We start from the raw sequence: 12,887 nt of genomic DNA on the forward strand, positions 1-12,887 counted from the left end.
ACATCGCCTCGCGGGTTGTCCACAAGGCTCTCCGCGCCCTCCCGGATCTCCCTAACCTGCCGGGATGGACATCCGTCTCGCCCTCGTCGGTCTCGTGCATGGCGGCCTCCTCGCGATCGGCATCCTGCTGACCGTGATCGACGCCCGCACGCACCGCCTCCCGAACCGCATCGTGCTGCCGACCCTGTTCCTGCTGCTCCTGGCGGCGGCCGCCGACGCCGTCGTCACCGCCGACGCGGCCGCGCTGGGGCGGGGCCTGCTCGGGGCCCTCGTGCTCGGCGGCTTCTATGCGGCCCTGCGGCTGCTCAGCCGGGCGGGCATGGGCGGAGGCGATGTGAAGCTCGCCCTCGTGATCGGGCTCGTCCTCGCCTGGCACGGCTGGGGCGCGTTCCTCCTCGGCGCCTCATCCGCCTTCGTGCTCGGAGCGGTCTACGCGCTCGTGCTCCTCGCCGCGGGACGGGCCGACCGGAGGACCCGCATCGCCTTCGGCCCGTGGATGATCGCGGGGGCGGTCCTCGGCGTCCTCGGCGGCTGACCGGGCAGGTCGCCCCGAATGAGGGAGGGCGGCGCTACCCTGGGCACATGGCACTCGCACGACTTCACGGCGGCCCGCTGGACGGGCAGATCATCCCCCTCGACGACGACGCGGACGACAAGCTGATCGTCCCCTACAGCGAGACGCAGGTGGTCTACAACCGCCGCGGCGAGCCGCAGAACACGGGCGAGGGCGACGGCCCCACCGAGATCGACTACTGGTTCGAGGAAGCCCTCGAGGACCTCACGCTCGAGGATGACTGAGCCCTCTCGCACCGTCGAGGTCGAGCGCAAGTACGACGTCGACGAGGGGACGCCCCTGCCCGACTGGACGGCGATCCCCGGCGTCGATGCCGTCTCGCCCGGCGAGCACCGCGCTCTCGACGCCCGCTACCTGGACACCGCGGACGGAACGCTGGCCCGCGCCGGCGTCGCGGTGCGCCGTCGCTCCGGAGGACCGGACGAGGGATGGCACATCAAGGGTCCGCGGCAGGGCGACGGCCGGGTCGAGCAGTGCTGGCCTCTCGGTGGCGAGGAGATCCCGACGGCGGTGCGTGAGGCGATCGCCACCTGGACGACCGCGCCGCTGGAGCCGCTCGCCCGCATCGAGAACGATCGGACGGCCTATCTCCTCACCGGACCGGGCGGCGTCGTGGCGGAGTTCGTCGACGACCATGTGCACGCGACCGACCTGCGCAGCGGAACACGTCGGGCGTGGCGGGAGTGGGAGGTCGAACTCGGACCGGCGGCTCCGTCCGACGACGCCGGTCGCGCGGCGTTCTTCGCGGCGATCGAGCGCGCCGTGCGGGCGGCGGGCGGCCGCGAGGCCGGCTCCGATTCGAAGCTCGCCCGGGCTCTCGGCTTCTAGGTCGGCGGCCCTCGGGATGCAACCCCTTTCCGGGCGGGGTTCCGGGGTGATTGAGTGACGACATGAGTCGACCGCCCGTGCTCCGATCGCTGCAGACGATCGTCCCCGAGACCGTCATCGTGCAGGAGCAGGTGCGCGACGTCTTCGCCGCGCAGCCCGGCCTGGGACGGCTGGCGCAGCGCATCGTGGCGACGTCGTTCAACGTCTCCGGCATCGACACGCGGCACACCGTGATCGCGGAACTCGCCGCCGACGCCGCGCCGGACGAGCCGCTGTTCTACGACCGCGGTTCGGGACGGCTGTTGGCGCCGGGCACGAAGGCGCGCAACGACGTCTACACGCGTGAGGCGTCCCGTCTCTTCGTCGAGGCCGCGCGCCGCGCCCTCGAGGCGGACCCCGACCTGGACGCGGCGGACGTGACGCACGTCATCACGGTCTCCTGTACGGGCTTCCACGCCCCGGGACCCGAATACGAGATCGTGCGCGGGCTCGGCCTGTCCGACGCCGTCCAGCGCTACCACCTCGGCTTCATGGGGTGCTACGCCTCGATGCCGGCTCTCCGCGCCGCCGCACAGTTCTGCGCGTCCGATGATAACGCGGTCGTCCTCGTCGTCAGCGTCGAACTGTGCACGCTGCACCTGCGCTCCTCCGAGGACCCGGACACCATCGTGGCCTCCTCCTTGTTCGCCGACGGGGCGGCCGCGGGGATCGTGACGGCACGGGAGCTGCCCACGGCCGTCCCCGCGCTCCGGCTCGACGGCTTCCACACCGCGATCGTGCCGGAAGGCGTGGACGACATGGCCTGGACGATCGGCGACTCCGGTTTCGAGATGATCCTGTCGACCGCCGTCCCGCAGATCATCGGCGAGTCGATCATCGGGGCACTCGCGCCGCTCTACGGGCGGGAGGAGGGGCTGGCGGAGGCCTTCGCCGCGGGGCGGGTGGGAGACCGGGTGCGCCACTGGGCGATCCATCCCGGCGGACGGAGCATCCTCGACCGCGTGCAGGAGCGGATGGCGCTGAGCGATGCGCAGCTGCGGCCCGCGCGGGAGACGCTCCGGGAGTACGGGAACATGTCGAGCGCGACGGTGCTGTTCGTGCTGAAACGCATCCTCGAACAGGAGGGCGCGGAGCCCGGCGACCGCGTCGCCGCGATGGCCTTCGGGCCGGGCCTCACCGCCGAGAGCGCGCTGCTGACCGTCGTCGCACCCGCACCGTGAGCGTGGATCTGTCGGCGCGCGCCGCCGACCTCGTCGAGCTCATGGACGACCCCGCCGCCGACGACGAGGCACTCGGGCGCACGTACCGACGCTTCAGCGCCGTCAACGCGGTCGTCTCGCGCCCCGGGCGGCTGTACCGACGCGACATCCGTCCCCGGGCGGCGACCGGGCGTCCGCTGCGCATCCTCGACATCGGCGCCGGCGGGGGAGACCTGTGTCGCGACCTCGTCCGCAGACTGCGACGCGACGGCCTCCGTGCCGACATCACCGCTCTGGACGCCGACGAGCGCGCGATCCGCTGGGCCTCGGCACACGACGACGGCGCGGGGATCCGCTATCGCCACGCGTTCTCCGGCGATCTCGTGGCGGCGGGGGACACCTATGACGTCGTGCTCTCCAACCACGTCCTCCATCACCTCGACGCCGCAGCGCTGCACGCGGTGCTCGACGACTCCCGTGCGCTGGTGGGTGACCGCGGACTCGTCACCCACCACGACATCGCCCGCAGCCGTCTGGCCTATGGGGCGTTCGCGGCAGGGACCTGGCCGTTCGCGCGGAACCTCCTCGCCGGGTCCTTCATCCGGGTCGACGGCCTCCTGAGCATCCGCCGCTCGTACACCCCGCAGGAGCTCGCGGCCGCGGCCCCGTCGGACTGGGAGGTGCGGTCGCACCTACCCGCACGGCTCGAGCTGCGCTGGGAGGGCGCCGATGGTCGACCATGACGTCCTCGTGGTCGGGGGCGGCCCGGTCGGGCTGCTCCTGGCCTGCCTCGTGGCGCAGGACGGCCGCCGGGTGCGCGTGTGCGAGCGTCGCACGGACCCGGGCACGCAGACGCGCGCGATCGGGATCCACCGTCCGGGGCTCGATGCCCTCGATGAGGCCGGGGTGGGCTCCGAGGTGCGCTCCGAGGCGCTCCTGCTGTCCGGCGGGGAGGTCCGCAGTCGCGGCCGACGGCTCGCCGCCCTGACCTTCACCTCCGAACGTCCGATCCTCATGCTCGCGCAGCCCCGCACCGAGGAGCTGCTGCGAGGCCGTCTCCGGACGCTGCGACCCGATGCGCTCCAGTCCGGTCGCACCGTCCGGTCTCTCCGTGACGAGGGTCCGTTCGTGCGGGTCGGGATCGACGGCGAGAGGGGACGCGGCGAGGAGACGGCGTCGATCGTGGTCGTCGCCGACAGCGTACGGAGTCTTTTCCGGACGGCGTCCGGCGCCGGCTGGGACCCGCGGTCGGGGAGCGCGGACTACGCGATGCTCGACGTCGATGCCCCGCAGGCCGACGATCGCGCCGTGCTGTTCTTCGAGCCCGACGGCCTCGTCGAGTCCTTCCCCTTGCCGGGCGGGCGGCGCCGCTGGGTGGTGCGCGAAGACCGTGGCAGGACGGTGACATCGGCCGCTGAGCTGGCAGGCCTCGTCGCGCAGCGGACGGGGCACGCCCTCGACGTGGACCCCGCCGCGCCCGTGTCGTCGTTCCGCGCGGCCCAGCACACGGCGCGACGGCTGCATCACGGACGGATCGTCCTGCTCGGGGACGCCGCGCACGAGGTGAGCCCCATCGGCGGTCAGGGCATGAACCTCGGCTGGGCGGATGCGCTCCGGCTGCGGGACGCGTTGCGCCGGACCGGCCGGGGCGCCGTCCCCGACCTGGACGGCTTCGCCCGGGAGGTCCGGAGGACCACGCGGAGGGCGCATCGCCGTTCCACGTTCTTCATGGCGATGGGAGCCCCGACGATCGCGCCGGTCGTCGCCGCCCGGGAGGCGCTGGTCGGCGTGCTCGGTTCCTCGGCGCTGCGCGGGTGGACGACCGGCCTCATCACGATGCGCGGCCTGTGACACGAGAAGGCCCGGTCCGCGATGCGCGGACCGGGCCTTCACCGAGGCGTCGGATCAGAAGTTGATCATGTGGCCGGCCAGGCCGTGGAAGCCCTCCTGCAGCGCCTCCGACAGCGTCGGGTGGGTGTGCACGTTGCGGGCCAGCTCGAGAGCCGTGAGGTCCCACTTCTGCGCGAGGGTCAGCTCGGGCAGCAGCTCCGACACGTCGGGGCCGATCATGTGCGCGCCGATGAGCTCGAGGTGCTCGGCGTCGGCGATGAGCTTGACGAAGCCGACCGGCTCGCCGAGGCCGTGCGCCTTGCCGTTGGCCATGAACGGGAAGGTCGCGACCTTGATCTCGCGCCCCTCGTCCTTGGCCTGCTGCTCGGTGAGCCCGAACGAGGCGACCTGCGGGGAGCAGAACGTCGCGCGCGGCATCATGCGGTAGTCGCCCAGCGTCTGGGTCTCGGCGCCGCCGATGGTCTCGGCTGCCACGACCCCCTGGGCCTCGGCCACGTGTGCGAGCTGCAGCTTGGCGGTGACGTCGCCGATGGCGTAGATGCCCTCGACGTTGGTGCGCATGTGGTCGTCGATGTCGATCGCGCCGCGCTCCGTCAGCTTCACACCCGTCTTGTCGAGTCCGAAGCCCTCGACGTTCGGGGCGAACCCGACCGACATGAGCACCTTGTCGGCCTCGATCGACGCCTGCTGACCGTCCTTGCCGGTGTAGGAGACGGTGACGGAGGAACCGTTGTCGACGACCGACTCGACCTTGGTGGAGGTGAGGATGTCGACGCCGTAGTTCTTGTACTGCTTCGTGATCTCCTTCGACACGTCGGCGTCCTCGTTGGGGAGGGCCCGGTCGAGGAACTCGATGATCGTGACCTTCACGCCGTAGTTCGTCATCACATAGGCGAACTCCATGCCGATGGCGCCGGCGCCGACGATGACGATGGACTTCGGCAGCTCGCGGGAGAGGATCTGCTCCTCGTAGGTCACCACGTTGTCGCTCAGCTGCACGCCGGGGAGCAGGCGCACCTTGGAGCCGGTCGCGATGATCGCGTTGTCGAACGTGACCTCCTCGGTGGAGCCGTCCGCCTTGGCGACCGAGATGGCCTTCGGGCCGGTGAAGGTGCCGCGCCCGTCGTACTCGGTCACCTTGTTCTTCTTCATGAGGAAGTGGATGCCCTTGACCCGGCCGTCCGCGACGACGCGGCTGCGGTCGAACGCCTTGCCGTAGTCGATCGTGAACTCTCCGGAGATCCCGAAGAAGTCGGCCTTGTGGTTCAGGGTGTGCGCGATCTCCGCGTTCTTCAGGAGCGCCTTGGAAGGGATGCAGCCGACGTTGAGGCAGACACCACCCCAGTACTTCTCCTCGATGATCGCGGTGGACAGGCCGAGCTGTGCGCTGCGAACCGCAGCGACGTATCCGCCAGGACCTGCACCAAGGATGACGACGTCGTAATGTGGCATGCCTTAAGCCTATCGCTCCGAGGGGGCGTCGGAATCGGTCGGAGCGGGGCGACGACGACCGCGCACGATGAGCCAGATGACGACGCCCAGCACCGCGAGCGCGCCGAGGATCACGAGCACCCAGATCCACGCCGGAGCGGCTCCGGCGTCTTCTCCGGCGTCCGGCGCCGTCGTCGCGGTCGCCTCGGGGGTGGCGGTCTGCTCCGTCGTCGGTGCTGCGGTCGGGGGAGCGGTGGTGGGCTCGCCCGTCGCGGCGCCCTCGTCGCCGAGGGTGACGGTGAAGGAGAACGCGCCGGACGTCGGGTGGCCGTCGCTCGAGACGACCTTCCAGACGACGCGGTACTCGCCGGCGGGCCCGGAGCCGGTCAGGGGCTGGGTCACGATCGCGCCGTCGACCGTCGGGGCGCCGTCGATCACGGACTCGCCGGCCGGGTCGGTGACGGTGAGCTCCGTCGCACCCTCCCCGTCGATGAGCTTGGCGCTGAACGTCAGGGTCAGCTCCGCGGGCAGGGTCTCCACGCTGCTGTCCGCCGCGGGCGACGACGACACGAGGGCGTCGTGGGCCGAGGCCGACAGCGGGGAGAAGAGGACGAGGAACGCGGCGAGGAGGGTGGCCGCGAGGGCGATCGGGGCCGCCGTGCGGCGCAGGGCTGTGGTCTTCACGAGTCCAGCCTATGAATCCCCGGTATGGGACCGCTGAGTGTGAAAGCGGCCTCCCGCGCACCCCTTCGGATCGGATAGTCTGGACGACCAGGAGGGCACAGTGACAGACAGCGACAGCCGACCGGCCGGTGAAGCCGCCATCCATCGCTCCGGCGAGCCGAGACACGATGTGACGCAGACGTTCGGACACGATTCCGATCTGTCGTTCGTCCCGTTCGGCGTGGAGTTGACCGATGTCGAGCAGTCGGCCATCGCGGCGCTGCCCTCGGGTTCCGCACTCCTGCTCGTCCGCTCCGGCGCCCTCGCCGGCGCCCGGTACCTCCTCGACACCGACGTCACCACCGTCGGTCGTCACCCGGAGGCCGACATCTTCTTCGACGACGTCACGGTGTCCCGTCGTCACGCGGAGATCACCCGCACCGGGACGACGTTCGAGATCATCGACCAGCGCTCCCTCAACGGCACCTACGTGAACGGAGAGCGCGTCGATCGCAGCGCCCTCGCGGACGGCTCCGAGCTGCGTGTCGGCAAGTTCCGTCTGAACTTCTTCGCTTCTCCGCTCGACCGCGCGGCGAACGCCTGATGGCGGCGACTCCCGCCCGCGAACGCTCGGCGTCCGCGGGCCTGCTGAGTATCGGTCAGGTGCTCGCCCGCCTCACTCCGGAGTTCCCCGACCTGACCTCCAGCAAGCTGCGGTTCCTCGAGGTGCAGGGCATCGTCCGCCCCTCCCGTACCGAGTCCGGCTACCGGAAGTTCTCCGCGTCCGACATCGAACGCCTGCGCCTGGGGCTCACGCTGCAGCGGGATCACTACCTTCCCCTCAGCGTGATCCGCGAGCAGCTCGACGAGGCGGAGGCATCCGGGGAGACCGCCGCGCTCGCGCCGCCGCCCTCGATCGCCCCCGCGCCGCGTCGCTACCGCCGCGAGGAGCTGCTCGCCGCGGCGGGAGCGGGACCGCAGCTGCTCAACGACGCGATCAGCACGGGTGTAATCACCGCCCAGGAGACGTACCCGGAGTCCACCGTCTCGCTGCTCCGCGGGCTCGTCGCCCTCGATCGGCACGGTATCGAGCCTCGGCACCTGCGCTCCCTGCGGCAGGGCGCCGAGCGCGAGGTGTCGCTCATCGAGTCGGCGCTCTCCACACTGCTGCGCCGCACGGACGCGGCGTCCCGTGCTCGCGCGAACGAATTGGCCCCGGAGCTGGCCACGCGGATCGACGACGTCCGGACGCTCTTCGTGAAGGACGCGCTCACGCGGATCCTTTCGTAACGAACTGATTGCGACACACCTTCGGCCACGCACGGATGTCGTTGCCGGTGCCGGGACCCTGCTCTACCGTGGAGATAACCGTTCCAGGGAGGATTTCAGATGAATGCGGATGAGCTCGCAGGCGACCCGCGGTTCGTGACCGAACTCCTCTTCACGGACGGTCTGCCCGCGATGGACGACGAGGTCGGCTACCGCGGCGCCGTGGCGGCCCGCGCCGCCGGCATCACGTACCGCCAGCTCGACTACTGGGCTCGCACCGAACTCGTGGAGCCCACCGTTCGCGGCGCGAACGGCTCGGGATCGCAGCGTCTGTACGGCTTCCGCGACATCCTCGTGCTCAAGCTCGTCAAGAGCCTGCTCGACACCGGCATCTCCCTGCAGCAGATCCGCACCGCGGTGGACGAGCTCCGTCGTGCGGGCATCCGCGACCTCGCCGGCACGACCCTCATGAGCGACGGCGCTTCCGTCTACCTCTGCACGTCGAACGACGAGGTGATCGACCTGGTCAGCCGTGGTCAGGGCGTGTTCGGCATCGCGGTGGGCAAGGTCCTCCGTGAGGTGGAGTCGACGCTCGTCGCGTTCGATCCGACCGCACCGGACCCCGTCGACGAGCTGTCGGCCCGCCGCGCCAAGCGCACCGCCTGACGCGTCCCGTCCCGCTTCACGAAGAACGGCCACCCTCGAAGAGGATGGCCGTTTCGTCGTTCCGCGGGATCAGCTCTGCGGTCCGTTCTCCGGCACCGGGACGCGGCCCGTGCGGATGATGCGGTCGAGGAGCTGATCGAAGTCGGCGGCGAGTTCCTGAGCGGAATCGCCGGGCCAGATGTGCAGCGGCTTCGCAGCGCCCTGCGCCTGCTGGAGCGAGGTGCGCTCGGGCAGCTGGGGCGAGAGGACCAGGGGGCCGAACATGTCCCGCAGCTCTTTGATGCGGAACTGGTGCTCGATCGACTGCGGACGGACGCGGTTGACCACGATGCCCAGCGGCTGGAGGCGCGGCGAGAGACCGCGGCGGATCTCCTCGATCGCACGGAGGGCGCGATCCGCTGCGGCCACGGAGAAGAGGCCCGGCTCGGTGACGACCATGACCCGGTCGCTGGCGGCCCACGCCGTCCGCGTGAGGGCGTTCAGCGACGGGGCGCAGTCGATGAGCACGAGGTCGTAGTCGGCCTCGACCGCCGCGAGGGCCTCCTCGAGCTTCCACACGTCGCGGACGCTCGGGTGCGGACCGTCGAAGTTGATGGCGGACGGACTGCCGATCAGCACGTCGATCGTGCCGGGGTGGACCTTGGCCCAGCCGCTGGAGGTGATCGCCTGACGGACGGTCTTCTCCTTCGGGTTCGCCAGCACATCGGCGATGTTGAGTCGTCCCGCGACCTGGATGTCCATCCCGGTGGAGACGTCGGACTGCGGGTCGAGGTCGACGACGAGCGTCCGGACACCCCGGGCGAAAGCCGCGGAGGCCAGCCCGAGTGTCACGGTCGTCTTGCCGACGCCCCCCTTGAGAGAGCTGACGCTGAGTACGTGCACGGACTCCACGTTACCTTCCCCTAGGCTGGGGGAACACTCAGCCCCGCCCCATGTGCGTGCTTCGGCCGTGCATCGAGCTCTCAGAGGTGTGCATGTTCCAGAAGATCCTTGTGGCGAATCGTGGCGAGATCGCGATCCGGGCATTCCGGGCAGCGGTCGAGGTGGGGGCGCGCACCGTCGCCGTCTTCCCGCACGAGGACCGCGGCTCGGTCCACCGACTCAAAGCCGACGAGGCGTACGAGATCGGCGAGCGCGGACACCCGGTCCGCGCGTACCTGGATGTCGACGAGATCATCCGCGTGGCCACCGAGGCCGGCGCCGACGCCATCTACCCCGGCTACGGCTTCCTCTCGGAGAACCCCGAGCTCGCGGAGAAGGCCGCGGCGAACGGCATCGTGTTCATCGGGCCGCCGGCGAAGGTCCTCGAGATGGCCGGCAACAAGGTCGAGGCGAAGCGTCATGCCGTCGAAGCGGGCGTCCCCGTGCTCCGGTCCACCGAGGCCTCGGACGACGTCGATGCGCTCGTGGCCCAGGCGGAGGAGATCGGGTTCCCCCTCTTCGCCAAGGCGGTCGCCGGAGGAGGAGGCCGCGGCATGCGGCGCGTCGAGACGCTCGGCGATCTCGGACCGGCCCTCGCCGAGGCCATGCGGGAGGCCGGCAGCGCCTTCGGTGACCCCCGCATGTTCCTCGAGCAGGCCGTCGTGCGGCCTCGGCACATCGAGGTGCAGATCCTCGCGGACAAGACCGGTGAGACGGTGCACCTGTTCGAGCGGGACTGCTCCGTGCAACGGCGGCATCAGAAGGTCGTCGAGATCGCTCCCGCCCCCAACCTCGACGACGACGTGCGCCAGGCCCTGCACGGCTACGCCGTGGCCTTCGCCCGCTCCATCGGCTACGAGAACGCGGGCACCGTCGAGTTCCTGCTGGAGACGGCGGGGGAGCGCGCCGGCGAGGTCGTGTTCATCGAGATGAACCCGCGCATCCAGGTCGAGCACACGGTCACCGAGGAGGTGACCGACGTCGACCTCGTGCAGAGCCAGATGCGCATCGCCGCGGGGCAGACCCTCGCCGAGCTCGGACTGCAGCAGGAGAACCTGCACCTGCGTGGTGCCGCGCTGCAGTGCCGCATCACCACGGAGGACCCGACGCAGGGCTTCCGGCCCGACACCGGGAAGATCACGACCTACCGCTCGCCGGGCGGCGCGGGCATCCGCCTCGACGGCGGCACGGTTCACCAGGGCGCCCAGATCAGCCCGCACTTCGACTCGATGCTGGCGAAGCTGACCTGCCGCGGCCGCGACTTCCCGGCCGCCGTCGCCCGGGCGCGCCGTGCCCTCGCCGAGTTCCGCATCCGCGGTGTCTCCACGAACATCCCCTTCCTCCAGGCGCTGCTCGACGACGAGGCGTTCGTCCGGGGCGACGTCAGCACGTCCTTCATCGACGAGCGCCCGGAGCTGCTCCGCGGACGCGAGTCGAAGGACCGCGGGACGAAGATCCTGAACTGGCTCGTCGACGTGACGGTGAACAAGCCGCACGGCGCGCACCCCGGCGTCATCGACCCCGCGACCAAGCTGCCGCCGATCGACCTGGCCGCCGAACCGGTGCCCGGATCCCGGCAGCGGCTCCTCGAGGTCGGCCCGGAGGAGTTCGCCCGCGGCCTGCGTGCGCAGAGCGCCCTCGCGATCACCGACACGACCTTCCGCGACGCGCACCAGTCGCTGCTCGCGACCAGGGTCCGCACGAAGGATCTCGTCGCCGCCGCCCCCTACCTCGCCCGGCTCACACCGGAGCTGCTCTCGGTCGAGGCCTGGGGAGGCGCCACCTACGACGTCGCGCTGCGCTTCCTCGGCGAGGACCCGTGGGAGCGGCTCGACAGACTGCGCGCGGCCCTGCCGAACGTCGCGATCCAGATGCTGCTGCGCGGGCGCAACACGGTCGGCTACACGCCGTACCCGACGGCGGTGACCGAGGCCTTCGTCGCGGAGGCGGCGGCGAGCGGCGTCGACATCTTCCGCATCTTCGACGCGCTCAACGACGTGGAGCAGATGCGCCCGGCGATCGAGGCCGTCCGCGCCACGGGGACCGCGGTGGCGGAGGTCGCGCTCTGCTACACCGGCGATCTGCTGGATCCGGCGGAGGACCTTTACACCCTCGACTACTACCTCGGGCTCGCGGATCAGATCGTCGCCGCCGGCGCGCACATCCTCGCGATCAAGGACATGGCGGGCCTGCTCCGCCCGGCCGCGGCCGCGAAGCTCGTCACAGCGCTCCGGGAGCGCTTCGACCTGCCCGTGCATCTGCACACCCACGACACTCCTGGGGGCCAGCTGGCCACCCTTCTCGCGGCCAGCGCCGCCGGCGTGGATGCGGTGGATGCGGCGTCGGCGCCGCTGTCCGGGACGACCAGCCAGCCGTCGTTGTCGTCTCTCGTCGCCGCCCTCGCCCACACGGAGCGGGACAGCGGCATCTCGCTCGCGGCCGTCTCGGATCTGGAGCCCTACTGGGAGGCGGTGCGTCGCCAGTACGCACCGTTCGAGTCGGGGCTTCCGGGGCCCACCGGACGCGTGTACCACCACGAGATCCCCGGCGGTCAGCTCTCGAACCTCCGGCAGCAGGCCAAGGCTCTCGGTCTCGCCGACGACTTCGAACTCATCGAGGACATGTACGCCGCCGCGGACCGCATCCTCGGACGCGTGCCGAAGGTGACCCCGTCGTCGAAGGTCGTGGGCGACCTCGCTCTGCACCTCGCCGCGGTGAAGGCCGATCCCGCGGACTTCGAGGCGAATCCCGAGAAGTACGACGTGCCCGACTCCGTGGTCGGATTCATGGCGGGCGAGCTCGGCGACCTCCCCGGCGGCTGGCCCGAGCCCTTCCGCTCCAAGGTGCTCGCCGGCCGCTCGGTGCGCACGGGGCTCACGGCGCTGTCGGACCAGGACGAGGCGGAGCTGGCGGGGACGAGCGCCCAGCGCCGGTCCCGCTTGAACACGCTGCTCTTCCCCGCCCCCACGGCGGAGTTCACGGAGCGACGGGAGCAGTACGGCGACCTGTCCGTGCTCGACACGAGCGACTACCTGTACGGGCTGGTTCCCGGCCAGGAGCATCTCATCGAGATCGACCGCGGCGTGCAGCTCTACGTCGGTCTCGAGGCCATCGGCGAGGCGGACGACAAGGGCATGCGCACGGTGATGACCACTCTGAACGGTCAACTCCGGCCCGTGTTCGTGCGCGATCGCTCCATCTCGGTCGACGCGCATGAGGTGGAGAAGGCCGATACGTCGGTGCCCGGTCAGGTGGCGGCGCCGTTCTCCGGCGTGGTCACCCTCAAGGCCGAGGTGGGCGCGACCGTGCGGGCGGGCGAGCCGGTCGCGTCGATCGAGGCGATGAAGATGGAGGCCACCATCACCGCGCCGGTGGACGGGGTCGTGGAGCGGCATGCCATCGCCGAGACGCAGCAGGTGGACGCGGGTGATCTTTTGGTCGTGATCCGACCGGCACACTAATCTTGTCCGGGCGAGGCCGCGCAC

The 12,887-nt window shown here is 70.8% G+C and carries 13 protein-coding genes; 10 read left to right on the forward strand and 3 right to left on the reverse strand.

All coding sequences use genetic code 11. From position 1 onward, the window contains the following. The first annotated feature begins 64 nt into the window (after nucleotides 1–64). The 6 genes from ACIQID_RS00540 (at nucleotide 65) to ACIQID_RS00565 (ending at nucleotide 4,452) form a co-directional block, all read left to right on the forward strand. Nucleotides 65–535, forward strand: a complete 471-nt coding sequence (locus tag ACIQID_RS00540) for an A24 family peptidase (RefSeq protein WP_136053035.1) — start codon at nucleotides 65–67, stop codon at nucleotides 533–535. 47 nt (nucleotides 536–582) lie between these two features. Then, nucleotides 583–798: a hypothetical protein gene (locus ACIQID_RS00545; RefSeq protein ID WP_025105115.1), complete on the forward strand. Its 216-nt coding sequence runs from the start codon at nucleotides 583–585 to the stop codon at nucleotides 796–798. After that, nucleotides 791–1,402, forward strand: a complete 612-nt coding sequence (locus ACIQID_RS00550; RefSeq protein WP_400281054.1) for a CYTH domain-containing protein — start codon at nucleotides 791–793, stop codon at nucleotides 1,400–1,402. The genes ACIQID_RS00545 and ACIQID_RS00550 overlap by 8 nt, the downstream gene beginning before the upstream one ends. A gap of 62 nt (nucleotides 1,403–1,464) precedes the next feature. Beyond that, nucleotides 1,465–2,622: a type III polyketide synthase gene (locus tag ACIQID_RS00555; protein ID WP_400281057.1), complete on the forward strand. Its 1,158-nt coding sequence runs from the start codon at nucleotides 1,465–1,467 to the stop codon at nucleotides 2,620–2,622. After that, entirely contained in the window at nucleotides 2,619–3,344 is a 726-nt protein-coding gene (locus tag ACIQID_RS00560) for a methyltransferase domain-containing protein (protein WP_331203078.1), read from the forward strand. The genes ACIQID_RS00555 and ACIQID_RS00560 overlap by 4 nt, the downstream gene beginning before the upstream one ends. Next, nucleotides 3,331–4,452, forward strand: a complete 1,122-nt coding sequence (locus ACIQID_RS00565; protein ID WP_400281061.1) for an FAD-dependent oxidoreductase — start codon at nucleotides 3,331–3,333, stop codon at nucleotides 4,450–4,452. The genes ACIQID_RS00560 and ACIQID_RS00565 overlap by 14 nt, the downstream gene beginning before the upstream one ends. A gap of 54 nt (nucleotides 4,453–4,506) precedes the next feature. Here the strand turns inward: ACIQID_RS00565 and lpdA are convergent, their stop codons facing one another. After that, nucleotides 4,507–5,904 (reverse strand): dihydrolipoyl dehydrogenase, encoded by a 1,398-nt coding sequence (gene lpdA / locus ACIQID_RS00570; RefSeq protein WP_071329858.1) that lies wholly within the window; start codon nucleotides 5,902–5,904, stop codon nucleotides 4,507–4,509. Between the two features lie 9 nt (nucleotides 5,905–5,913). Then, entirely contained in the window at nucleotides 5,914–6,567 is a 654-nt protein-coding gene (locus tag ACIQID_RS00575; RefSeq protein ID WP_400281064.1) for a copper resistance protein CopC, read from the reverse strand. A gap of 100 nt (nucleotides 6,568–6,667) precedes the next feature. Between ACIQID_RS00575 and ACIQID_RS00580 the strand changes: the two genes are divergently transcribed. The 3 genes from ACIQID_RS00580 (at nucleotide 6,668) to ACIQID_RS00590 (ending at nucleotide 8,481) form a co-directional block, all read left to right on the forward strand. Further along, nucleotides 6,668–7,150, forward strand: a complete 483-nt coding sequence (locus ACIQID_RS00580; RefSeq protein WP_025105108.1) for an FHA domain-containing protein — start codon at nucleotides 6,668–6,670, stop codon at nucleotides 7,148–7,150. Beyond that, nucleotides 7,150–7,836: a MerR family transcriptional regulator gene (locus tag ACIQID_RS00585; RefSeq protein WP_312672067.1), complete on the forward strand. Its 687-nt coding sequence runs from the start codon at nucleotides 7,150–7,152 to the stop codon at nucleotides 7,834–7,836. Before ACIQID_RS00580 ends, ACIQID_RS00585 begins: the two co-directional genes overlap by 1 nt. Before the next feature lie 99 nt (nucleotides 7,837–7,935). Beyond that, nucleotides 7,936–8,481, forward strand: coding sequence for a MerR family transcriptional regulator (locus ACIQID_RS00590; RefSeq protein ID WP_025105106.1), 546 nt, complete (start codon nucleotides 7,936–7,938; stop codon nucleotides 8,479–8,481). A gap of 69 nt (nucleotides 8,482–8,550) precedes the next feature. Here ACIQID_RS00590 and ACIQID_RS00595 read toward each other — a convergent pair whose 3' ends face one another. Further along, nucleotides 8,551–9,363, reverse strand: coding sequence for a ParA family protein (locus ACIQID_RS00595; RefSeq protein ID WP_025105105.1), 813 nt, complete (start codon nucleotides 9,361–9,363; stop codon nucleotides 8,551–8,553). Between the two features lie 92 nt (nucleotides 9,364–9,455). Between ACIQID_RS00595 and ACIQID_RS00600 the strand changes: the two genes are divergently transcribed. Next, on the forward strand, nucleotides 9,456–12,863 hold the full coding sequence (locus ACIQID_RS00600; protein WP_400281070.1) for a pyruvate carboxylase: 3,408 nt from the start codon (nucleotides 9,456–9,458) through the stop codon (nucleotides 12,861–12,863). Nucleotides 12,864–12,887 lie beyond the last annotated feature (24 nt).

The sequence above is a fragment of the Microbacterium sp. NPDC091676 genome, from assembly GCF_044756645.1.
In the GTDB taxonomy this organism is placed as follows: domain Bacteria; phylum Actinomycetota; class Actinomycetes; order Actinomycetales; family Microbacteriaceae; genus Microbacterium; species Microbacterium paraoxydans_D.

Excerpts from the sequence above, each read along its gene's own strand:
- ACIQID_RS00555 (WP_400281057.1), top strand. The coding sequence starts at position 1,465 with ATGAGTCGACCGCCCGTGCTCCGATCGCTGCAGACGATCGTCCCCGAG.
- ACIQID_RS00550 (WP_400281054.1), top strand. The coding sequence starts at position 791 with ATGACTGAGCCCTCTCGCACCGTCGAGGTCGAGCGCAAGTACGACGTC.
- ACIQID_RS00600 (WP_400281070.1), top strand. The coding sequence starts at position 9,456 with ATGTTCCAGAAGATCCTTGTGGCGAATCGTGGCGAGATCGCGATCCGG.
- ACIQID_RS00590 (WP_025105106.1), top strand. The coding sequence starts at position 7,936 with ATGAATGCGGATGAGCTCGCAGGCGACCCGCGGTTCGTGACCGAACTC.
- ACIQID_RS00585 (WP_312672067.1), top strand. The coding sequence starts at position 7,150 with ATGGCGGCGACTCCCGCCCGCGAACGCTCGGCGTCCGCGGGCCTGCTG.
- ACIQID_RS00565 (WP_400281061.1), top strand. The coding sequence starts at position 3,331 with ATGGTCGACCATGACGTCCTCGTGGTCGGGGGCGGCCCGGTCGGGCTG.
- ACIQID_RS00545 (WP_025105115.1), top strand. The coding sequence starts at position 583 with ATGGCACTCGCACGACTTCACGGCGGCCCGCTGGACGGGCAGATCATC.
- ACIQID_RS00540 (WP_136053035.1), top strand. The coding sequence starts at position 65 with ATGGACATCCGTCTCGCCCTCGTCGGTCTCGTGCATGGCGGCCTCCTC.
- lpdA (WP_071329858.1), bottom strand. The coding sequence starts at position 5,904 with ATGCCACATTACGACGTCGTCATCCTTGGTGCAGGTCCTGGCGGATAC.